General features: G+C 54.6%; 22 protein-coding genes. 11 read left to right on the top strand and 11 right to left on the bottom strand.

Annotated features, from left to right (window positions below; genetic code table 11):
- From GOV87_RS12555 to GOV87_RS12540, 4 genes are read right to left on the bottom strand one after another with little or no spacing between them, the layout of a single operon-like run.
- Positions 1-1,341 carry an FAD-binding oxidoreductase gene (locus tag GOV87_RS12555; RefSeq protein ID WP_171212008.1) on the bottom strand — a complete coding sequence of 447 codons (1,341 nt, stop codon included), beginning with the start codon at positions 1,339-1,341 and terminating at the stop codon, positions 1-3.
- Positions 1,338-2,834: an aldehyde dehydrogenase gene (locus GOV87_RS12550; protein WP_171212007.1), complete on the bottom strand. Its 1,497-nt coding sequence runs from the start codon at positions 2,832-2,834 to the stop codon at positions 1,338-1,340. Before GOV87_RS12550 ends, GOV87_RS12555 begins: the two co-directional genes overlap by 4 nt.
- 4 nt (positions 2,835-2,838) lie before the next feature.
- Entirely contained in the window at positions 2,839-3,756 is a 918-nt protein-coding gene (locus tag GOV87_RS12545; protein ID WP_171212006.1) for a dihydrodipicolinate synthase family protein, read from the bottom strand.
- 7 nt (positions 3,757-3,763) lie between these two features.
- Complete coding sequence (locus GOV87_RS12540; protein ID WP_171212005.1) at positions 3,764-4,471, bottom strand: GntR family transcriptional regulator; 708 nt, start codon at positions 4,469-4,471, stop codon at positions 3,764-3,766.
- Positions 4,472-4,593: 122 nt separating this feature from the next.
- On the opposite strand from GOV87_RS12540, the gene GOV87_RS12535 reads away from it, so the two are divergent.
- Together GOV87_RS12535 and GOV87_RS12530 are read left to right on the top strand one after the other, a co-directional pair.
- Entirely contained in the window at positions 4,594-5,544 is a 951-nt protein-coding gene (locus tag GOV87_RS12535; protein WP_171123622.1) for a GlxA family transcriptional regulator, read from the top strand.
- A gap of 412 nt (positions 5,545-5,956) precedes the next feature.
- Complete coding sequence (locus tag GOV87_RS12530; protein WP_171212004.1) at positions 5,957-6,463, top strand: hypothetical protein; 507 nt, start codon at positions 5,957-5,959, stop codon at positions 6,461-6,463.
- A 104-nt stretch (positions 6,464-6,567) separates the two neighbouring features.
- Here GOV87_RS12530 and GOV87_RS12525 read toward each other — a convergent pair whose 3' ends face one another.
- Entirely contained in the window at positions 6,568-8,226 is a 1,659-nt protein-coding gene (locus GOV87_RS12525) for a pentapeptide repeat-containing protein (protein ID WP_171212003.1), read from the bottom strand.
- Between the two features lie 149 nt (positions 8,227-8,375).
- A complete protein-coding gene (locus GOV87_RS12520) occupies positions 8,376-8,954 on the bottom strand; it encodes a TetR/AcrR family transcriptional regulator (protein WP_171212002.1) in 579 nt (192 codons plus the stop codon).
- A gap of 86 nt (positions 8,955-9,040) precedes the next feature.
- Here GOV87_RS12520 and GOV87_RS12515 point away from each other — a divergent pair, with 86 nt between their 5' ends.
- The 9 genes from GOV87_RS12515 to GOV87_RS12480 all read left to right on the top strand — a co-directional run bounded on the left by GOV87_RS12515 (position 9,041) and on the right by GOV87_RS12480 (position 17,557).
- On the top strand, positions 9,041-9,508 hold the full coding sequence (locus GOV87_RS12515; RefSeq protein ID WP_171212001.1) for a cupin domain-containing protein: 468 nt from the start codon (positions 9,041-9,043) through the stop codon (positions 9,506-9,508).
- Positions 9,509-10,177: 669 nt separating this feature from the next.
- Entirely contained in the window at positions 10,178-10,420 is a 243-nt protein-coding gene (locus GOV87_RS12510; RefSeq protein ID WP_171123612.1) for a hypothetical protein, read from the top strand.
- Positions 10,421-10,757: 337 nt separating this feature from the next.
- Positions 10,758-11,945: a site-specific integrase gene (locus GOV87_RS12505; protein WP_171212000.1), complete on the top strand. Its 1,188-nt coding sequence runs from the start codon at positions 10,758-10,760 to the stop codon at positions 11,943-11,945.
- Entirely contained in the window at positions 11,942-12,589 is a 648-nt protein-coding gene (locus GOV87_RS12500) for a hypothetical protein (protein ID WP_171211999.1), read from the top strand. The genes GOV87_RS12505 and GOV87_RS12500 overlap by 4 nt, the downstream gene beginning before the upstream one ends.
- A gap of 100 nt (positions 12,590-12,689) precedes the next feature.
- Positions 12,690-12,899, top strand: coding sequence for an AlpA family transcriptional regulator (locus GOV87_RS12495; protein ID WP_170546573.1), 210 nt, complete (start codon positions 12,690-12,692; stop codon positions 12,897-12,899).
- 125 nt (positions 12,900-13,024) lie between these two features.
- Positions 13,025-13,756 (top strand): hypothetical protein, encoded by a 732-nt coding sequence (locus GOV87_RS12490; RefSeq protein ID WP_171211998.1) that lies wholly within the window; start codon positions 13,025-13,027, stop codon positions 13,754-13,756.
- Positions 13,757-13,936: 180 nt separating this feature from the next.
- Entirely contained in the window at positions 13,937-14,311 is a 375-nt protein-coding gene (locus tag GOV87_RS20610) for an HGGxSTG domain-containing protein (RefSeq protein ID WP_305849522.1), read from the top strand.
- 232 nt (positions 14,312-14,543) lie between these two features.
- A complete protein-coding gene (locus GOV87_RS12485) occupies positions 14,544-16,256 on the top strand; it encodes an adenylate/guanylate cyclase domain-containing protein (protein ID WP_171211997.1) in 1,713 nt (570 codons plus the stop codon).
- A 374-nt stretch (positions 16,257-16,630) separates the two neighbouring features.
- A complete protein-coding gene (locus tag GOV87_RS12480; RefSeq protein ID WP_171211996.1) occupies positions 16,631-17,557 on the top strand; it encodes a sulfotransferase domain-containing protein in 927 nt (308 codons plus the stop codon).
- 138 nt (positions 17,558-17,695) lie between these two features.
- Here GOV87_RS12480 and GOV87_RS12475 read toward each other — a convergent pair whose 3' ends face one another.
- The 5 genes from GOV87_RS12475 to GOV87_RS12455 all read right to left on the bottom strand — a co-directional run bounded on the left by GOV87_RS12475 (position 17,696) and on the right by GOV87_RS12455 (position 22,562).
- Positions 17,696-18,055: a hypothetical protein gene (locus tag GOV87_RS12475; protein WP_171211995.1), complete on the bottom strand. Its 360-nt coding sequence runs from the start codon at positions 18,053-18,055 to the stop codon at positions 17,696-17,698.
- Between the two features lie 43 nt (positions 18,056-18,098).
- The gene (gene yghX / locus GOV87_RS12470; protein WP_171211994.1) at positions 18,099-18,986 is read right to left on the bottom strand and encodes a YghX family hydrolase; all 888 of its coding nucleotides are present in this window, start codon (positions 18,984-18,986) and stop codon (positions 18,099-18,101) included.
- A 90-nt stretch (positions 18,987-19,076) separates the two neighbouring features.
- Positions 19,077-20,600: a malonyl-CoA synthase gene (locus GOV87_RS12465; RefSeq protein WP_171211993.1), complete on the bottom strand. Its 1,524-nt coding sequence runs from the start codon at positions 20,598-20,600 to the stop codon at positions 19,077-19,079.
- Positions 20,597-21,895 carry a malonyl-CoA decarboxylase gene (locus tag GOV87_RS12460; protein ID WP_171126196.1) on the bottom strand — a complete coding sequence of 433 codons (1,299 nt, stop codon included), beginning with the start codon at positions 21,893-21,895 and terminating at the stop codon, positions 20,597-20,599. The genes GOV87_RS12465 and GOV87_RS12460 overlap by 4 nt, the downstream gene beginning before the upstream one ends.
- A 1-nt stretch (position 21,896) precedes the next feature.
- Positions 21,897-22,562: a GntR family transcriptional regulator gene (locus GOV87_RS12455; RefSeq protein WP_171211992.1), complete on the bottom strand. Its 666-nt coding sequence runs from the start codon at positions 22,560-22,562 to the stop codon at positions 21,897-21,899.
- Positions 22,563-22,564 lie beyond the last annotated feature (2 nt).

Here is a 22,564-nt window from a genome sequence, read left to right as displayed (position 1 = left end):
TCATTCGTCGCGGGCCCGCCATTCCTTCCATCGTAATACTGCATTCGCACCAAGCTCGCGAAAGGGCTGCGGGGGCAAGCGTTTAGGTGGGTGTTCTGCTTCGAAGTGCCGGGTGATGTCCGAGTTGTACCCGCAGGCGCGCTCGGCCGCTGCGATGCCTGTCAGCGTTCCGCGTGCGGTGCCCAGTCCGTTCTGGACGCAGCCGGAAAAGACACCCGGTTCGATCTGCCGCGCGACGGACACCCCGTTAAGGCTCAGGCACAGATGGCCCGCCCATTGGTACTGCATTGGCAGGCCTGCCAACTGTGGAAAACGCTGATCAAACTTGCGCTGCAAGACCCGCGAGGCGCGTTCAAGATCGCGCGGCGTGGCGACCATTCGGGGACGCAGCGCGGCGCAGGTCCGGGTAATGATACGATTGCCGCCCTGACCGGTATCTATCCGACGCATGGTCGTGCCCATCGGGTCAGACGGGGTCACACCCCAGCGCGGCTGACCGCCGATAAGGGCCATTTGATCCCCGTCCAGCTCGGGCGTCATTGCAGCAAAGAGAAACAGTTGCATCAGTCGGTCGGTCTCGATCCCGAAGCTTTCCAGATGACCGTTTACGGTAAGGATAACCGCGCCCGTGCTGACCGCGCCACGCGCCGTTCGTACCTGCCACGCGCCGCCTTGTTTCTGAAACCCAGTGACGGCTGAGTTCTCGAACACCGCGACCCCATCCCCGACCAGCCCAGCCGCCAAACCGCGCACATAGCCCGCCGGTTGCAGCATCACCGTCCCCGGTGTGAAAAGACCCGAGCGATAGTGGCGCGAGCCGGTCAACTCATACATTTGCTGTGGATCCAGCATTTCACTGGTCTCGCCCAGACTGGCCAGATGTTGCGAGTAGCTTTTGTTATGCACGTGCCCGGCTGCGCTGGCGGCGCCGTTCACTTTGCCCGCCGCATCAAAATAGTTCGGGTCGATCCGGTATTGCTCGACGGCTTCACGCGCGAACGCAATAGCGCGGCGGTTCAATGCGATCATGGCCCTGTCATCGCCCGCGCCCGCATAATCGTCGGACGCCAGATCATGCGGCAGGTCGATCATAAAGCCTGAGTTCCGCCCCGCCGCGCCTTCGGCCACGCGCCCGGCCTCCAGCACTACGATCTTGGCACTGGGCTGCAGTTGCGTCAGACGCCGGGCTGCGGACAGGCCAGCAAATCCTGCGCCTACGATCGTGAAGTCAGCCTTGATTTCGGCCTTCAGCTCGCGGGCCGAGGGCTGCGCCCCCAAAAGAACGCTCCACGCCGCAGGCCCACGGTGGAGGGGCAGGGTGCGGGCGGTGTACCTGCTCAATCCACGGCCTCATCCGCGTCATCGGCCAGATCAATCCAGATGGTTTTCAGCTGGGTGTATTGATCGTGGGCGTGAACCGAGTTGTCGCGCCCGCCAAAGCCTGATTGCTTGTAGCCGCCGAAGGGCGTGGTGATGTCGCCCTCGCCAAAGCTGTTCACCGTGACCGTACCGGCCCGGATCGCCCGAGCGCCGCGAATGGCGCGTTTGACATTGGCCGTAAAGATCGAAGCACATAGGCCATACTCAGTGTCATTGGCAATCTTGATGGCCTCGTCAAAGCCCGAGACTTCGATCACCGACAGCACGGGGCCGAAGATTTCCTCGCGCGCCAAAACTGCGTCATTGCCAGGCACCTCAACCACCGTGGCCTCGACAAACCCGTCCTTTGCGGTGCCGCCGATCACGACGTTATCGGCCTGTTCCAGATAGCCGCAGACCTTGGTGAAATGCCCCTCGCTGACCAGCGCACCCATACGCGTTTCCGGGTTCAGAGGATCGCCGATATTCCATTGTTTCGCGTGATGGGCGATGCGTTCCAGCAGCTCAGTCTTCACGTCCTTATGCACGATCAACCGGGACGAGGCCGAGCAATTCTCGCCCATATTCCAGAACGCGCCGTTGACGATATGCGCGGCCACGCGGTCCAGATTTTCGGCATCTTCCATCACGATGGCGGGGTTCTTGCCGCCCATCTCAAGCACTACCTCCTTGGCGTTGCTTTCCGCCGAATAGGTCAGGAACCGCTTGCCGGTGACGGTTGAGCCGGTGAAGGACACCATGTCGATATCCATATGTCGCCCGATGGGCTCGCCCACCTCGGCCCCGCCACCCGGAACAATGTTCAGCACGCCGCGCGGCAGACCGGCCTCCATCGCCAGTTCGGCCAGACGCAGGGCGGTCAGCGTGGTTTCGGCCGCAGGTTTCACGACCACGGTACAGCCCGCCGCCAAGGCTGGCCCGATCTTCCACGCCAGCATCAGCAGAGGGAAGTTCCACGGCAGCACTAGACCCACTACGCCAATCGGTTCACGAACCACCATAGCGATGTGATCGTCGCTGGCGGGTGAGACCTGATCATAAATCTTGTCGATCGCCTCGGCGTGCCATTTCAGGCAGTGGATCGCCTCGGGGATGTCGACGGTTTCGCAGTCATAGATGGTCTTGCCGCTGTCGATGCTCTCCATCACCGCCAGCTCGCGGGCGTTGCGCGTCATCAGTTTGCACAGGCGGATCAGCACATCCTTACGGTCCGAAGGATGCAATCTCGACCATCGGCCATCGTCAAACGCCTCGCGCGCTTTTTCGACGGCAAAATCTACGTCTGCGCCGCCGCAGGAAGCGATATCGGTCAGTTTCGCGTTGGTTGCAGGGTTCACCGTCTCAAACGTCTGGCCCGAGATCGCGGGGCGATAGCCGCCGTCAATGAAGGCCCCGGTGGGCAGGTCCAGCCTTGCGGCGATGGATGTGTATTCGTCCTGTGTCAGCAGTTCCATTGCCTTACCCCTCAGCCACAATGTCAGCGATTGTTTTCTTCAATACGCGCGTCACCTGTTCCAGCTCGCGCTTGTCATCCTTGTTCAACCCTTTCAGCGGGGGCCGCATCTCGCCCGCATTAATCCCGTTCATGGTTACGCCGTGCTTGATCGTCTGGATGAATTTGCCGCCCTGCTCCAAGACTCGCATCAGGGGCATCATCGCCGACATGATCCGGCGGCCCTTGGCAAAATCCCCCTCGGTCACGCAAGCCTGATACAGCGCCACATGCTCGGCAGGTAGAAAGTTTGATCCACCGCAAACCCAGAACGGAGCGCCCCAGGCAAAGAACTCCAACGCCTGATCGTCCATGCCACAGCCCAGTTGGATATGCGGGTAATCCCGCGCCAGCAGATGCACCCGGTTGATATCGCCCGAGCTTTCCTTGATGCCGCAGAAGTTTCGGCTGCGACCAACCCGGTCAAGGAACTCTTCTCCCATCATCGTGCCGGTGCGGTGCGGATAGTTATACAGCATCACGGGCAGGTCAGCGGCCTTGTCGATGGCCAGCGCGTTCAATGCGTTCTCGCGGTCGGTGGGCACCGCGTAGGGCGGGCTGGCCAGCAGGATTGCATCCGCGCCGATCTCGCGCGCGCCCGAGGCCAGAGCGATCGAATCCGCCGTCAGCATCGCGCCTGTGCCGATCACCAGGGGAAGACGGCCCTTCAACTGCTGATGCGTGAACCGCGCCACCTCCAGCCGTTCTTCGACCGTCTGGGCATAGTTCTCACCCGTCGACCCGCCCGAGATCAACGCATGCACACCGTGGTCGATCAAAAACTCGATCACCTGCGCCAGAGCGGCCCAATTCACGGACCCATCGGCGTGATAGGGCGTGATCACCGGGGTATAGATCCCCTCAAACTTGAAAATCGGGTTCATTGCATCCTCATGCAGGTTTCGACAGGGGCGCGCCCATGGGCACATCCAACGCGTCGGGCATCACGAACAGTTCGATCTGATCGCGTGACAGGTTCCAGTGGTCCTCGGCCAACTGTGCAGCCGCCGCCTCGTCGCCCGCCTCGATGGCGGCGATGATGGCGTCGTGCTGGCGACTGGCTTCAGACAGGTTTTCGGTCATCTTGGTGGTTTGAGGGCGATAGAACGTCATCCCGATCCGGGCGTGATCTATCAGCAGGCGGTTGAACGAGGGCAACAGATAGACATTGCCCGACATCTCTCCGGTCACGTCGTGGAAACGGTTATTGGCCAGGGCGCGGTCTTCGGCGGACCCAGCGCGCAAGGCCGCCTTGAACGCCTGCTGCGCATCTTTCAGCGCGTCGATCTGTGCCCTTGTCGCGTTCTGCGCCGCTAGTCGCAGAATGGCCCCGTAAACCATCGGCGCGGCCAGAAAGAAGTCGCGCAGGGTGGTATATGACATCTCGGACACCCGCGCAGATCGGTTTGTGCGCAGATCCAGATATCCCTCACCTGCAAGTTGCCGGAACACCTCGCGCAGAGGCGTGCGGGACAGGCCGAACGCATCCGAAAGATGCGCCTCGTCCAGATCGGTGCCGGGTTGCAGGCGCAGGGTCAGGATGCCGACCCTCAGATGTTCGGTCAGTTCCGCTTTGCGGGATTTGGCGTCGTCTTTCATCCGGTTTCCCCAGTCAAACACGATTCGTGTTGGGTCTTCCCTTCTGTATTCGAAAAAAATACAAATTGTATACAGAAAAGAATCGTGCAGCATGAAACACGCCCAACTAGACGGATCACCCCATGCGCCAAACCCGGCACATCACTTTCATCCTGATCGAAGAGTTTTCGCACCTTGCCTTTTCATGCGCGGTCGAACCGTTGCGGATCGCAAATCTCGTCAGCGAGGAACAGCTTTATGACTGGACGCTGGTTTCAGAGGATGGTGAACGCGCGGTCTGTTCCAATGAACTGGTGACATTAGTGCATGGCGGGCTGGACGATCTGCCGAAGACCGACCAGCTTTTTGTGTTGTCCGGCATCCATATGCGCAACCACGTCACACGCCCTTTGCTGGCGACCCTACGCCGCGAACGGGCGCGGGGAACGGCGATCGGTGCCTTATGTTCGGGCGCATGGCTGCTGGCCGAGGCCGGTTTTCTGGATGGAATGCAGGCGGCAATTCATTGGGAATACCACGACGCCTTTATGGAGGCCTTTCCCGAAGTAAACCTTGTCCGTAGCGTTTTTGTGGCAGATGAAAAGCACATTACCGCGTCCGGCGGTACGGCCACAGCCGACCTGATGTTGCACCTGATTGAGCGCGACCACGGCGAGGAACTGGCCATCGCGGTGGCTGACCAGATGGTTTACAACGCCGTGCGCAATGCCACCGCAAAACAACGCGTTTCGTTGCAATCCAGAAACGGGATGCGTAATGCGCATTTGGCGAAAGCCATCCACATCATGCGAGACTGCATAGAGGCCCCCATGTCTCCGTCTCAGATTGCCGAAGACCTTGGCATTTCGACCCGGCAACTTGAGCGACTGTTTGGAAAATACCTGAATACGTCCCCCAAGAAATATTTTATGGAGTTACGTCTGGAGCGGGCGCAGAAATTGCTGTTGCAAACCGAAGCGTCGGTCACCGAGGTGGCGATGGCTTGCGGGTTCGAAAGCCCGGGCCATTTCTCAAGGGTGTATCGGTCGAGTTTCGGCGTCACCCCGCATGCGCAAAAAAGCAAGATCGATTAAGTCGCTATGATGGGGGAGCTGCTCTGCCCTTGGGCGAGTCGGGCTGGGCAGGCGCTCACCCCCCTTAGTCCCGCTCGTACCCCCTCGTTAAAGTCTTACTGGTAAACAAATCCGCGGGATTGAACTGGTATAGGCGGTGAAATAGGCATAACTGGTACCAGATCATGTCCGTTTTGAGGGCATTTTGCGCGGGAACGCCTGATTTTGTTGCACGGTTCAGCCGGTGCTTGGGGCGGGCCGCGTCACGGCGAAAACAAACTCAGAGCGGATATGTTTGCGTTAAACGTCCATTTGTGTCATTTTTGTAATTGCCAGAAATCGAGGGATTACAGCGAAATAAGGCAGAAAAAAACATTAGAATGAACTTTGAGTTTCCCATGTCCTCATCAAGGGTTTTTACCGGAGGGCTAAAATGAATTTTGAAACACAAGACGCCGCAGTGAGTTCAGCATCGTGCGGTGTTCCTACAAAAATGCGCGAACATCAGATCTGTCAGGCATCCTCGGCGGCAGAAGCAGCGTTTGAACAGATTGCACGCGCTGCCTCTTTCGGTGCGGGTTTGACAGGTGAGTTTCAAAAACGCGTGTTCTCCATTTTCCGTTGGTATTTTCTTTCAGCCTTTTGCACGCGCATGCTTTCAGAGTCAGTGCATCGGTTGGACCATCAGACGTTGCAGGTATCTATGGATATCTACAGCGCCGTCAGCATGGTCCTGACGGAAAGCGAAATCGAGGAATCGATGGCGCTTGTTCGCACGGAACGCACCTCTTTGACATTGGGCCGGGCGAACGACATCGGTGCCAGAGGTCATACGGTTGGCTGGGTCGCTGCAGGTTTGCATGAAAAAGGCTGCGAATTTCCCGGTGAGATCGAGAATGCCCTGGCGGGTGCGCTGGCTGCGTCCAAGCGATTGAACTGACGCCACCGGCGGCAAATGGCCTCGCTTACGCAGGCTGAAACCCTCACTAACAATCGGGCGGCTTGCGCTACAGAAGCGCCGGGCAGGGTTAAGTAATCAGCATCTTACTCCCGGGCTTCTAACAGACCCCAGGTTTCGCCTCCAAAGCCGCCATTGAACAAAAAGCGGAATCTGGCTGACAGCATGTCGGCCTCGACCGCAGATGTCAGGCCGTCGCCCTTGAAGGCGCCCAAGGAAAAGATGAAGTATAACTCTCCGGTGTCAGTAACTTGGCCGACACCTTCAGCCCGTTGTTGGTTTTGGTCGTCGGAAATAATCGTCCAGTGCAGGCGTGCATAGTTCTTTAGGTCTTCCTCGGCCTGAATCGAGAGGATTCCGTTGTAGCAGCACTGTTCTTCAACATAGGTGTTTGTCGCGTTATCGAAATAACCGTCGAAATACCCCTCCACAAAATACGTGCCGACGATCCGCTCAACGTCTTCGATGGGTTGCATTGTCATCGGGGCAGCCGTCTCCAAGCCTAAGTCTGGATTGCAGTCGCGGCTTTCAAGTGAACCGTCAGGCATGATCGTGTCGCACAGGATCGCGTTTTGCAGCGCTTTCTGGGCGACTTCAAAGTTCTTTTTCAGGGTTTCCTCTTTCTGAGCGTGCTCGGGGTCGTGGACTTCCTCGATAAAGCTGGCATTGGTCAGATCCGCGCCACTGAGATCGGTGCCCAGAAACGAAGTCCCGATCAGGTAAGAGTCATCCAGCAGCGCCCCTTGCAGATCAGCCCAGTTGAAATCGGCGCCATCCAGAAATGCCGCCTTGAAGTCTGCTTTGCGCAAAAATGTTTCTGACAAGTCTGCGTTTCGGATATCGGCGGCCCAGAAATTAGCGCCTTCCATGGACGAACCCCTGAAATTCGCGCGGCGCAAGTCTGCGGCCTCCAGATTGGCCCCTCTCAGAAAGGAACACCTCAGGATTGCGCCGGTCAGCCCTGCACCACGCAATTGGGTATTCACCAGATAGGCGCCTGTCATTTCTGCGCCGATCAGGTTCGCGGAACTAAGGTTGGCCCCCCGTAGATCCGAATTGACCAAAATGGCCGAGGACAGGTTGGCATTGCGAAGATCGGCTTCGCGCATGTCCACTTCGGTCAGTTCGACGGCTTGCAGATCCGCGTTGGCTAGGGACACCCCGATCAGCTTGGTATCCTCCAAGGAAAGAAACGCGCGATTATCAACTTTCGTCGTCGATTGCGGCGTACAGTCATTGTTTTGATAGAACGGGACGACTGTTGCCGGCTGCCTGTGAACAATGAGGTTGGCATCTTTCAGAAACTGAACAACCAGACCCTGCCGTTCGCGGTTGATTTCCCGCATGATGGTCTGCGTCTTGGTTCTTGCGATCGCCAATACTGCCGGTCGGACCCAGACTTTTCCCAAGGACTGTTCCAACTGAAGTTCGCCGATCGCATCGAAATACGCCTGCAGCGCGTTGGTCTGCAATCGGCTTTCATCCCTTTCGCGTTGCCGAAGTGTTTCTTGCTGCTGAATTTCGTTCTGACGTTTGACCGAAATATCGTTCAGCCAGAACCCACCCACCGCCAGAACAAAAGGCACGATCAAAAGGTTCAGGACATCCCACAGCGTGCGCCCCTGAAACCCCGACCAATTCGCACTGAGCGGAGCACCGCAAGACGAACAGGTTCCGGACGCTATATCCGTAAGCTGACCGCAATTCGGACATTTGGTCGTTTGGGGTGGCCGTTTCGTACCCATCCGTCGCTCTCGTCCTTCGGAAACAATAGTTTACTGAGACACGTGCTTTGGTGAGTTATGCCACATTTTCGGAAACTCTGAAAATTTCGCCGAAAACGCGCTGGGACTAACACCAGCCTGTGATGGCGAAATAAGTATTTGATGCACTGCTAGGTCGGAAGATATCTGTCCAGCAGGGCATCGACCAACCCCTTTTGAAGCCGGTCACCGGTCGGCTGGTCCACGCGCAAAATGTCTTCGAGAATGATGAATTGTTCCATTCCGGTTGTCATGGAAAGCCGGTTTGCAAGATCTTCGAACTTTGAAGGGCCCAGAGCAGACCGAACAGGGGTAAGAGCCTCAGCAAAGGCGGCAACGCGTCTGGCCCCCCGCATCTTTACGGTTCCGTCCTGAAGCGATGCTTTGAAGGATTCTGACAAAAATTGGCGAAAATACGCCTCATGCGTGCGCGAGAATTCAAGGTAATACCGCGCCACCGCATGAACACGCCGCCGAACGTCCGATATCCCCTCAAGCAAGTCTGAAGTCGGCCTGACCTCCATGTCCAATGTGGCATCCAGAGCCAGCACCCCGGGATCGGAGAAATACCTGTAAACCGTGGCGCGGCTGATCTGCGCGTGTTCGGCCACTTTCGCCAGGGTTACTTCGGTGCCCTCGGACATGAGCGCACGCGCCGCCGACAAAAGTGCCTCGCGCGTTCGGTTTTTCTGATTTGTCCGTGTTGCCAAGTTCAGGTCCTTTTATGATACACTTGTCTCATAAGTAGATATGTGTATCATAATGACATGAAGATTGAAGTAAAGGGAGTCGCCCGATGACTGAATCTCGTCCACGCATTTATCACCTGCTTGGTAATCTTTTGACCTTTCACGCCTTTCCGGCAGAGACCGGGGATCGCTATACGATTGTCGAGATCAAGACCGCGCCGGGTGCTGGCGCGCCGCCTAATCATCATGCGGGTGAAGACGAAAGTTTCTTCGTACTGGACGGGGAGTTTGAGTTTCTTGTGGACGGTGAGACCATCAAGGTCTCAGGCGGTGATTTTGTAAAAGTGCCAGATGGCACGGTTCACGCATTTACTTGTACTAGCGCCCAACCCGGTCGGCTGCTTTGCGTCAATTCTCCGGGCGCCATGCATGACACGTTTTTTACCCAGGCTGGCGAAGCCATGCCCGACGGAACAACCGAGATTCCGGTTATGGACGCGCCCCCTGACATACCGGCGATCATGGCTGTCGCAACCAGCGCTGGTATGACGATCCTGGCACCTGCTGACGCCTGATCCCTTTCAACTGCGCCTGACAAGGCAACAGAGATTTGCCTTGTCTTACCCGTTAGATGCAAAGCCATTTGGCGCTTAGACACATGTTTCTGGCAGGGATTCATACGTAGACCCGCAGGGCGCTTGCCATATGCGCGGCAGTCCTGCTGTATCGTATGGTTGCCACGTCAACCGAGGGGGTTGCGGCGGGATCAGGGGGTGCGGCGCATAGCCAAAACACCAAGCACTCGCGGAGGCTGTGATGCCCCCCCGACTGTAACCACATTCAGACTTGGAAACCCATTTGGCCGCAATGCGCATGTCATTGGCGCTTTGCAACATGCTGCGTGAACTGCCTCCTTCCACATCATTTGGGTGATTGGAATGGAGATAGACGTATGGCGAATATCGAAAGACTGATTGAGGAGCCCACCTTGGATATGCTGAATGCAAAGATTGCGCAGATGTCCCAATATGGCTGGAAACCGATTGGTTGTCCGAAAAGGTCCAGAACGGGGTTTGTGCAGACTGTACAGCGGATATGTTGTATCTGTTGAATATGATACGGTCTCGCTAACCGAACAATTAGACCCGAATGACAAACCGGTACACCAATGTGGGTCGTAACTGGCGACGATGTGCCAGCGGTGGACGGAGGCCCGGAACGACTAAGTAAGGAACCGAACGCCGATGAGGTATTCCGACATGGTCAAAAACCGATCTTGGCAATGCGCCACGGAATTGGCGATGGCCGGAGAACATGAGCCTGCGGGAAAAATCCTGCACGCCTACGGGTTGATGAAATCAGAAAGCGATGACCTTGAGACTGTCCTGCGCCTAATGCGCGAGGCGCGCGACGACGTGAAAGAACAGGGCAACAGTCAAAAGCCAAAGCACCTGGTTCTGCATTTCGAAGCACATTTTACGGAATAACCCAAACGGGGCTGACCAATTGCGACCAAAGCTGGATGCAGGAGGCGGCAAAACCTATCGATAAACAGCGTTTCACCCACGGGCGCCCAATACCGGCGAATTCAGTTTGCTAATCCAGTGTTCGACCGGATTTTCAAACAAAAAAATTTGGGGGCTTGATGGTGCTGCTGGAGGGCATTGAAACCCTATATGTAGATGTCTCAAAGAATCTCAGATAGAGATTAACTATATGAAATACATCAACTTATCTCCCTCATTCGGCCTCAATTAATCTCGACTAGAGGCAGCATATACCATACCTAGGGGTGGACCAATAGGTGGACCGGTAGAGAGATATATGGCGAAAAACAAATTAAGCGCGCGTGGCGTTATCGCGATGGAGGCTGGAAAGCATTGCGATGGCGCTGGGCTCTGGCTTGTGAAGGCAGAACCTAAAAGCGGTAAGTGGGTTCTTGGACTTACGGTTTTTGGAAAGCGACGGGAAATGGGCCTCGGGCGGTGGCCGGATGTTGGCTTGGCGGAGGCGCGGGAAACAGCTGACGCAGCCCGACGCGAACTGCGGGAAGGCCGAGATCCGATCAGAGAGCGGCAAAAACGACGTGTAGAAGCCCAGCGCAACTTGCATTTATTTAGAGACATCGCTCGGGATGCGTTTGAAGCGCGGAAGTCTGAGCTGCGGGGTGGCGGAAAGGCGGGGCGTTGGTTTAGCCCGCTGGAGTTACACGTCATACCCAAACTTGGTCATGTGCCGGTTGCTGAAATTACTCAGATCGATCTGCGGGATTGCCTTGCGCCTATCTGGCATGAGAAAGCCGAGACTGCTCGGAAGGCGTTGACACGGACATCTATTTGCCTGGAGCATGCAGCCGCGCTGGGCATTGATGTTGACTTGCAGGCCCCCAGGAAGGCACGTGCATTGCTTGGCAAACCGCGTAAGGCCACCACCAACATTCCGTCGCTTGCCTGGAGTGAAGTGCCTGAGTTCTACAAAAGCTTGGACGAAGGTACAGTCACCCACCTCGCTCTGAAACTTCTAATTTTGACCGGGGTACGGTCACGGCCAATACGGTACTTGAGGGAAGAGCAGATCGACGGTGATGTCTGGACCATTCCGGCAGAGCAGATGAAAGGACGTGAGGGCGCTACTGCTGAGTTCCGTGTACCGCTTTCGAATGAAGCGCTTCATGTTCTTGGAGACGCGCGGCGACATGCTCGCGATGGCTATCTGTTTCCGAGTATTCGAAAAGGGGTGATCTCGGACGCCACGATGTCGCGATTGATGGAGCGTCGTTGCATGAGCGCCCGTCCGCATGGATTTCGTTCAAGTCTCCGCGTGTGGTTGGCGGAGGCAACCGATGCGCGTCACGAAGTTGCAGAAACCATGCTTGGTCATGTTGTGGGCAGCTCTGTCGAACGCGCCTATCGTCGAACCGACTTTCTCGACCAACGTCGTGTGCTGCTGGAGCGCTGGGCGTCCCACCTCACCGACAATACAGATACAATCATAAAATTGGCCACAGCATGAATCAGGATCGTCGTTATCTTCCCTTGTACAACGAAGAGGGAAAATGGATCTCTCGACCAGACCTCTATGTATTAATCAGAATGTCCGTGACAGACTCTCAAGGAGAAAGCGTGGTTTCAAAGGCCTATCGATACGTGTCTGAAATTTCGGACAATACCACAAACGAATTGGACGATTTGGATGCCACGATACAGAGGAAATTCATCAGAGCGAAATGGAATGAGCGAGAATTTTCGGCCATGGTTGTCACCGAGCTTTTACGTCTTGAACAGAGTGGGATAAAACCAACTGTGGGAAAGGCGTTACGGCTCGTCACACGCTACTCGCTTGGAGAAAAGCTTAGGGAGGCAGGCTCAGTCTCCGACCAAGCCGAAAGAGCTTTCCGGAAGTGGCGAAATACCTGCCATTTGGAAACCGCATTTCGAATGCATGATTCAAAGCAAATCATATTTGAAAACGATGTGGGGAAATTTGACGACTTTCGTGCAGATGCCAAAGCTCTTGAGCGGTTCATGGACGAGGTTTCTGCTCACGGCCATATTCAATGGAATCCTTGGCGAATACCGGACGACATTAAACCGGGCGCTAAGCCAATCATGGAACCGTTGAGTTCGGAGGAGCGAGAACTCGTTGTCGGCGTTTGACAGCATGACTTGGGGGGGAGAAATTTTTTCTCCCCTCCCAATAACATTTTAGATCGCCTCTAGATGACTCAACGCTCATCAAAACGAGGCATCTAGTCACATGAACGCTGAAGCCAACTCAATTCAAACCGAAATCGATCCGTTGCTTAAGGTGGCGGAAGCCGCAGAGCTGCTTGCAATCAGCGTGCCGAGCTTCTGGCGCCGTATAGCGGATGGGTCGGTCCCCAAGCCAATCAAACTTGGTGGATCTTCTCGGTGGCCTCGTTCCGAAATCCTTGCTGTCATCGCTGAAGCCAAAGCCAACCGGTAACAAACCGGCCAGCAACGCTTGCGAGCGGCTATGCGTCTTCCTCCGCTTTTCTAATATCAACTGACCAGTTTCCTCACGGTGGACGCACGTGAGCACACGGTCAGCCAACCTTGTATGGAGCCTCCATGGCTGGACCAATGATTTTCGCCCAACTTTCAATCCAAGATATGCGCCGAACAATACAGGATTTGACGCTTGAAGAGCGCGGATTGCTATTCTCGTTTCTTGTCGAGAATTGTGAGGCGCAGGACTCATTGGAGCATGACGAGGAAAGGCTTGCGTATCGTGTCGGCCTTGGCAAATCTAAAAAGTCGCTGGCGCGTCTGCTATCGTCGCTCATCAAGACTGGAAAAGTGAAAGCGACCGATGACGGAATAATGGTCGCTCTCGCAGAAAACGCGATCAGCCATTTCCAAACTAAATCCGAAAACGGCAAATTTGCGAACTCCTGCCGAAACGACAGGGCTAAAGCGAAAGCTGACTTGGAGAAAGCAAACGATGGGCATTGCAACCTGTCTGATCAGGCTACGAGCGGACTCAGTGTGGCGGAGTTGTTGAGCCACGCCGAAAATAATGAGCTCACCTTGGAATTTGACCGTCTGATCGCAGCTCTCAAAAATCTCGCTAATTACAAGGGTGCGTATAGGCTCGTCGATGCACTTGATAGCGACGCCGCAAAACGCACTGTGGAACGATGGTGCGAGCTTGAACTTAGCGATGATCAAATCGTCTCAAATGTAGACAAGGTGATAACCAGAAAAGGCGATGGAGCAATAATATCTTGGCAGTATTTTGATCGAGTCTTTCTAAACTTGGCTGAACGAAACGTGACTGTGCTTGGAGTTGCCGGCCGATAGCTAATACCGGCGAAGACACTGACAAATGTGGCTTGCCAATTCTTTTTCCTGCCAACAAGCCCCAAGGCAAATTGTCCAATTTGATGCCGCCCGCGTTTAGCGACGCTTTCAAAGTTCATGGGGTATTAGGTGGATGCTTAGAATTGTTTAGATTTGGAGGTTTTTTTGAGTTTGAACCAAATGCTTCGCGAGGTGTTGCTATCACTTCAGGAAGAGTTCTCTTCGGGTACGGCACCGAGCTATCGAATCTGCCCCTTTAGGATCGTTGCTGGTCGAGGGAAAGAGAAGACGTGCTCCAAATGTATTGGTGGCCAGTGTCGAGATCTGCAGGACATTGGCTTGGACGAAGAGGGTCAACCGCTTCCAACACATCGCCGTGCACGCTGTGGCGCGAAAACGCGCAAAGGTTCGCAGTGTCAGCTCCCAGTGTCTCCAGGAAAACGGAGATGTCGGTACCATGGTGGCTTGTCAACTGGCCCAAAGTCTGCTTCCGGCCGAGCGCGGATCGCTGAAGCACAATGCAATAGATGGGCAAATCAGAGGTCCAATACTTGACCAAGTGTTTATAGTTGTATGGCAATGTCCACCGACACTATGCGCCGATAACAGTCGTCGCAGATTTATAAGCACCAAACAAATTCCGAGCACGCTTGTTTATGCTCGTGACAGAAACGGATAGCCGTCATCTGAGCAAAACGCTCGGATGACCGAGTCGAGCCCGAAGGTGACCTTGTTGGGCTGACAGAACCTGAGTGTCACGTTAAGTTCCTTAAAACGGGGGAAACGAATGGACAGACGGCTAACTACAGTGCTTGCAGCTGATATTGTCGGCTACTCTGCACTGATGGATCGTGACCGTGAAGGTACGATTAGTGCGCTCAGATCATTCCGTGAAGAAACGCTCCAATTGCTGCTAAAGGCCCATGGAGGGACAATGATCAAAAGCTTGGGCGATGGTTGGATCGCCGAGTTTAGGTCCACATCAGACGCTGCAGACTGCGCCATTGCAATACAGTCGGCGCAGAAACCAGACAGTATCAAGCTTCGAATTGGCATCCATACCGGCGAGGTTGTCACCGAAGGTGATGACATTTTTGGTGATGGAATAAATGTCGCTGCTCGTCTCGAAGCTATGGCCGAGCCGGATCAGGTTTTGATATCGGACACGTCTCACAACAGTCTTGACCGAGGCGACGCTTCCAAATTCGAAGGCGGCGAGCAGACAGAACTCAAAAATATCACACGTCGTATCGGTGTCTGGTGCTGGCCCAAGGGCACTTCAGCCAATCTGTCACCTATGACAGATGTCAGACCTGGGATTGCAGTGCTCCCATTCGACAATATGTCTGGTGATCCCGAACAGGAGTTCTTTGCAGACGGCATCACCGAAGACATCATCACAGAGTTGTCTCGTTTCAGATGGCTGATGGTTGTGGCCCGAAATTCGTCCTTCACTTTCAAAGGTAAAAGCACGGATATCCGCGAAGTCGGTCGCATACTGGGAGTGCGCTATGTTCTCGAGGGTTCAGTCAGACGAGCAGGTCAACGCGTCCGCATTACAGGACAGTTGATTGATGCGGAAGACGGCAGTCATCTCTGGGCAGATCGCTTCGACGGCGTGCTTGATGATATTTTCGACCTTCAAGACAAAGTCACATTAGAGGTTGTAACGGCGATAGAGCCATCTCTAAGGCACGCCGAAACCAACCGTGCGCGTGCGAAACCTACGGATAATTTGGAAGCTTATGAACTTTACCTTCGAGCGCAATCGCATTTCCATCTTTTGACAGATGAAGACAACCGAGAGGCCATACGTTTAACGACCCTCGCATTAGTTCGTGACCCAGACTATGCGTCCGCATCAGGGTTGTTGGCTTGGTTGCATATTCAACGAATGGTTCAAGGGCTTGAGCCTATTGGCGAAGGGCCGAAAGAGGCCGTGAAGGCAGCCGAGCGGGTACTGCTGAGTGATCGTGCAGACGGGATCGCGCTGGCGTATGCTGCGCATTCAATCTCAATGCTGGCGCGGGAGCTGCCACGCGCGCGGGTTGCTTTCAAACAAGCTCTCGAGCAAAACCCAAACGCAGCGACAGTTCACATGCTGGCATCCATCAACCTTTTTCTTCTTGATCGGCCGGAGGAGGCACTAAGTCACGCGATTCAGTCTGTCGACCTGAGCCCGCACGATCCGTTGCGCCATGCTTCTTACATTGCTCAGGCAAGCGCACTCTTTCATCTTGGGCGTTACGAGGAATCGGTTAAGGCTTGCCGAGATGCCTTATCTGTGCGTTCAAACTTCGTAATGAGTCATCTCATACTGATTGCTGCTCTGGGACACCTCACCGATGATTATGCGGCTCGCGAAGCGGTTGCAGATCTTCAGGCGTTGCGCCCAGGGCTGACCGTAACCTCGGCACAGACTCAACTACCAATATTTACTGTTCCATCTTGTGCAAACAATTGGCGTGAAGGTTGGTTAAAAGCAGGGTTACCTAGATAGGTGACTGGTAAAGTTGGTGAGCATAGATTGAAACCACTCCACGCGAAGTTCGCGAAACCTCAGAAATGTGAAACCAAGAAAACTGAATCCCCGCAGTAAAGGCTTTTGACCTTTTGCAACATTCAAAATCCTTACTGTCCCGCGTACCAGACATTCACTGAATTCTGCCGAACGGCCGCGTTGAGCACGCTCCGTACCTTCATTTTTAAAGCTGGTTGACACGAATAAAAGCTGTTCGTCCCCGTCTTGTTTGGGCCATCGCGCATCGATCTGAGTGGTCCTGGTGCACGGGATTTGGAAAAGTCCGCTCTTAAGGGGTAAGTTACTGGTTTAGTCCTCTCGACCGAAGGGAGGCCAATGAGAGGTCAATCATAATGAACGACGTCCCAGACGACGGCGCCCCACCTTCAGGGCCACCATGGATAGTTCCGGAAATTCAACAAAAGATCGCTTGGAGGGACGGTGATGTAGTGATTTCTGTTCCAATTAAAAGCGGGACAACCTGGACAATGAACATCGTTCATCAGTTATTAACGGGCGGGACTGATGATTTTCGAGACGTCTACGAAGAGGTGCCTTGGATTGAATTTTTGGCCTTCCCCGGGCAGCCCCAGGAAGTCGTGGTTGAACGAGTAACAGCCATGCCAACCAACACACGCCGCGCTTTCAAGACGCATTCGCCGCCACCTGCGGTGCCGTTTCAGAGCGTCGGGTCTGGCACCGACGTCAAATATGTCGTAATCATGCGAAATCCGGAGGAGGCCCTCGTTTCATTCAGGCCATTCCTGAACAAGCACTCGGACGCATGGTATGAACTATGGGGCGTGCCTAGAGAAGCCCTTTGTCGACCCGACTTTCCATCCTTCTATTCTGATGTGATTGACGCCAACGGTATGCAAGGCGCGATCTTTGGCTTTCTCGCCGCGTGGTGGCCGCTCCGGAACGAACCAAACGTTTTGTTCCTGCACTTCTCTGACATGAAGAGTGATCACCAAGGATCAATCCGAAAGATTGCCGAATTCATCGGTGAAGAGCTGACCGAAGAACAATGGGCTAATGTACTAGAGTTTACATCCTTCCCTTGGATGAAAGCGAATGAGGGAAAGTTTGAAGGGCGTACGGCCTCAGAAATCCCGATCCTTAATTCCGGAGCCATGATCCGCAAGGGCGCCGTTGGCGAGGCAAGAATGGATGGAATGACGGACGAAATTTCCCAGCACCTGCGCGAAGTTGGCAGCCAGATTTGCCCGGACCCCGCCGCCATAAGATGGGTTTACGAGGGAGGCACTTTACCCAATTAAGTCGCGCATGTGCGCCAGAGTAAATACGGAAGAACTGGCATGAACAACAAACAATGGGCAGGTCTCTGACGGTCTGCTTTGTCCCCATACCCAACGTTAGGCTCTAGCCAGAGCGTATCCTAAGTTTTTTAAGCCCTCTTATTTGGCAAGGTCTCCAACGATGCCAACTGCGTCGACGACCGTTGACAGGTCATCAGTAACTTCCAAAATTTCATCGTTGACGCGTATGTAACGATTGCCTTTTCCCGGAGGTTTTAATTTCCAGTCCGCAAGGTCTCCAATGTCCGTGTAGTCCAAGTCGCTGGGAAGCTTGGCACCCCTTGTATATCTCTTTATTTGTCCTGGAGGCACAGCTTTCTGGCCCTTGCCTGGTTTGCCGTCCAGCTGAACTTTCTTGTCTTTTGATTTTCCGCCTTTCTCTTTGGCGAATGCGAAATCAACACCACCAAATGTCAAGCTAAGAGCAAGCATCCAAACGAATACGGAATAGATCTTCACGCGATGTTCCTTCAATTTCACAGAGCTCTGCTGTACACTGTAGTTACTTCAGATAAGTGTTGAACCAATCAATGGTGCGGTCCCAGGCTAGGTTTGCCATTTCCTCGTCATAACGAGGCGTGCTGTCGTTATGAAAACCGTGGTTGGCATTTTCGTAGATGTAGGCCTCGTAAACTTTTCCGTTGGATTGCAGAGCGGCTTCAAAATCCGGCCAACCTGCGTTGATGCGCTCATCAAGCTCTCCCATCTGAATTAGTAACGGCGCTTGAATTTTGGCTACATCCTCAGCTGCTGGCTGGCGACCATAGAACGGCACGCCTGCGGCCAGTTCCGGGTAGGCCACGGCAATTGCACTGACTAAACCGCCGCCATAGCAGAAACCCACTGCGCCGACCTTTCCGGTGCTGTCATCTCGGTTCAACAGGTATTCAAACCCATTGAAGAAATCGTTCATCAACTCGACACGGTCCACTGTCTTTTGCAACTCGCGCCCATCGGCGTCGTTGCCCGGGTAGCCGCCAACCGATGTCAGGCCGTCGGGGGCCAACGCCATAAATCCGGCTTTTGCCAACCTGCGCGTCACATCCTCGACGTAAGGATTCAAACCGCGGTTTTCGTGGATCACCAGCACCCCAGGTAGGGGCTCTTCAACGCCAGCGGGCCGGACAAGATACCCTCGGACATCACCGGTTCCATTGGGTGACGGATAGGTAATGTAGTCTGCGTGGATATCGGGATCGTTGAATGACACTTGCTGAGCCATCGCATAATTCGGGCTGAGCATGTTCAGCAACGCAACCGCTGTCACGCCGCCGACCGCGAACTTTCCGGCGCGATCCAGGAATTGGCGCTTGGTGATCTTGCCGTGCGCGTAAAAGTCGTACAGGTCCAGAAGTTCCTGGTCGAAGTCTTTTGCCGTCATGCGGGTCATTATGAATCTCCTAATGAGTTTGGCAGTCTGAAGGGGAGGGTAGTATCCGATCTGAAAGTCTTTATTTGATTGAGCGTCTGGATGGGCTTACTAAGATTCTGCCGGCGACAGTTCCATGTCCGCGTACCGTTCGCGCAGCACGTTCTTTTGAACTTTTCCCATAGTGTTTCGCGGCAATTCCGAGACGAATTCGTAGCGGCGCGGATGTTTGAAGCGCGACAGCTTGTCCCTGATGGTCTCAGCAATCTGATCCGCTTCAAGTTTTACGCTTGTCTCAATAACCAGAGCGGCGATGATTGCTTCACCAAAATCGTTGTCGGGGACGCCGAAAACCGCCGATTCCAGAACACCGTCGATGTCGTTCAGTATCTCTTCAATTTCTTTGGGATACACGTTGTAACCCCCGGTAATGATCAAGTCTTTCGACCGCCCCACAATCGATAGATAGCTGTCCTCACTGAATTGGCCCAAGTCCCCGGTGATGAAGAACCCGTTCTCTCGTAACTCTTCGGCGGTTTTCTCGGGCATCTGCCAATAGCCTTTAAACACGTTGGGGCCGCGGACTTCGATCATTCCAACTTCGCCCGGGGGAAGTGGTTCTCCGGTTTTCGTATGTGTGACGATCACCTCGATGCCGGGCAGTGCCATGCCAACAGTTCCCGCGCGACGTTCGCCACTATAGGGGTTAGAGGTGTTCATGTTTGTCTCGGTCATGCCATAGCGCTCAAGTATTCGGTGGCCGGTGCGCGTTTCGAATGCCTGATGGGTTTCGGCAAGCAGGGGGGCAGAGCCCGAGACGAACAGGCGCATGTTCCCTGTGATCTCTTTTGTGAACCGGTCGTCTGCCAACAGTCTGGTATAGAAAGTGGGAACCCCCATCAAAAGGGTCGACTTGGGCAATTCATCCAGGATGGCGCCGAGGTCGAACTTTTGCATAAGGCGAACTCTGGCACCGGCGAGTAGTGACGTATTCATCGCCACGAAAAGCCCGTGCGTGTGAAAGATCGGCAGCGCGTGAACCAAGCGATCGTCGTTTGTGATACCCCACAGACCAACAAGAGCTTGGGCGTTGGACAATAGGTTTTGATGGCTCAGCATTGCGCCTTTGGAACGGCCTGTGGTTCCTGATGTGTAGAGCAACGCGGCAAGATCGTCCGGAGCGCGATCCACGGTTTCGAAGACGCAGGGCTGCGCGTCGGCCTCGCTGCTCAGGCTAGGGTAAACGCCGCCGAGTGTTCGCAGCTTTGCCCCAGACCGAGCCACCAATTTTCCGACTTCAATTTCGTCTCTGCTATCGCAAACGATCATCGAAGGTTGGGCATCAGAGATGAAATAGTCCAACTCTGCCAAAGTGTAGGCAGTGTTAAGCGGCAGATAGACTGCACCTGCCTGTACCGAAGCGGCGTAGAGGGCAATCGTATCGGCCAACTTGGGCGCTTGCACAACGATGCGATCGCCTGGTGAAACGCCGTTGTTTTGCAAAACATGCGCGACCTGCGCGGTGCGCTTCAAAAACGCGTCATAGGACACAACCTGGTCATCGTCGAGTTGCAGGAACGGAGCCTTGTTGCCCTCATGCCGGGCAAACAGGCTGTCGTATAGAGTGTTGGTCACGCGGTATTTTCCCTTGGCTTGGTCGCAAGCGCAGCGGTTGAGGCCGCGCGAACAGAACGCGAGGCTTCGATCGTCGCATGTGTCGCGAACTCTTCGTGATGACGTTCTGTTTTGTTTAAATCGTACAGGTAGTTCACCATCGCACCGCCGGATTGTGATCGTCCGTTCGGTGACAAATCGGCTTCGGCGTGCAACTCGTGCAACTCGGCACCGTTTCCGAGGTGAAAGCGGGCCACGGGATCCAACGGCATCCCATCCTCGCGCTTGGCGAACAACAGGTACCGGGCGGCCATTGCGCGCAAATCTTGCGGCGAGGTTGTTGCCGCAAGTACGGCCTCGGCGGCGTGGCCGTGCTCAGGATTGTCTGTTTCGCCCTCTAGCCAACGGTTCAGTCCTGGTATCGGCGACAAGGTCACAAATGTATCAAGCCCCTCAAGTTCTCGCGACAGCTCAGTTACAACCTGTTTGATCAACAGATTGCCAAAGCTGATACCGGTTAAACCTTTCTGGCAATTCGAGATAGAGTAGAACGCCGCGACTTTTGCTTGTTCGGTTTCGATCGGTTCCCGATCTTCGGACAAAAGCGCATCGATTGCGTCTGGAACTTCAGCCGTCAGAGCAACTTCGACAAAAATCAGCGGCTCATCTGGCATCGAAGGATGGAAGAATGCAAAGCAACGACGATCCGGCGGGTAGAGCCTGCGTCGCAGATCATCCAGATCGTTGATTTGATGGACCGCTTCGTAGGCAACGATCTTGTCCAAAACGCGGGCAGGGGTATCCCAACTGATTTGTTTGAGGACAAGAAAGCCCCGATTGAACCAACTTCTCAGCAAATGAACGAAATCAATATCTGTTCGTTTGAGCTCGGGGTTGGATTTAAGAAAGCGCAATAAGTCAACGCGCATTGCTACGAGTTCTTGTGTCGCGCCGGATGGTTGGTTCAATCGGCGCAACAACTCTTGCCGTTTGGGTTCCGCGAATTCGCTAAGCTTTTGATATAAATTGACACTTCTGTCGTTTGCATAGAGGCTTGCCACTTCGGCAAGCTGATCCGCGTCCAGCTCAAGTTGGTCATTCAAATAGGCAAAAAACTCCAATTTCTCGGGGTCTTCTAAGGTCTGGTACCGATCAAGAATTGTGGAGGCGAGGGTGAAGCCCGATACTTCGCCTTCTGCGGACAACAAGGCCTCACAAAGCTCTGCAATGGATCGATAGTCATCGTTGCCGCGCTTTTTGCCGGGACGATCGAACAGCTGATTCAGCAGATCGCCCAGAAACCAGTTCCGCTGCATTTCAGGACTCCATCTGACTGCTCAGGTACTCACCCGTTCGGCGGTAGTGGTTGAGCAAGTGCTGGGTCGCGCCGTCTGCATCATGGTCGAGTGCGGCATCCAGGATTTGCTGGTGTTCGGCAGCGATATCGCGCTTTTTGTAACTGGGCCCTCCCGCCGCCAGATAACGATAGCGAATGTTGAGGTCATAAAGCTGCGAACAATACCGTAGCAGCAACGGCAGTTTTGCATTTTCCAACAAGGCCATATGAAACACTTTGTGGGCGTCTTCGAAGTCTGGTGCACATTTTTGACTGGCCTTTTTCATATGGTGATGCCGCAAAACAAGCCTGTCCTCCCAAGCTCCATCTGCATTAGCGATGGAAGCGCGCAGCGCTGTTTCCTCGAGGTTGCATCGGAGCAACAGTATTTCCTCGAAGTTGGATTTGCTGACTGGCGCCGCCCGAAATCCGCGCTGATCAATCCGCTCGACCAGCATGTCAGACGTCAGGAGGCTAAGCGCCTCCCGAACCGGGCTTGCGCCCGTATCCAGAAGGCCACGGAGTTGTTCGATCTTGAGCTTCTGTCCGGGCGGCAACTCGCCTGTTAGGATCATATCGCGCAGCCGTCGATACGCACCATGAGTGGCTGATTTCTCTTTGCCCTCGGTATCAAGCATGACGTCCATAT

The sequence above is a fragment of the Ruegeria sp. HKCCA5426 genome, assembly GCF_013034585.1.
Lineage (GTDB): Bacteria > Pseudomonadota > Alphaproteobacteria > Rhodobacterales > Rhodobacteraceae > Ruegeria.
Note: the sequence above shows the minus strand (reverse complement) of the source record. Positions and strands in the feature narration are given on the sequence as shown.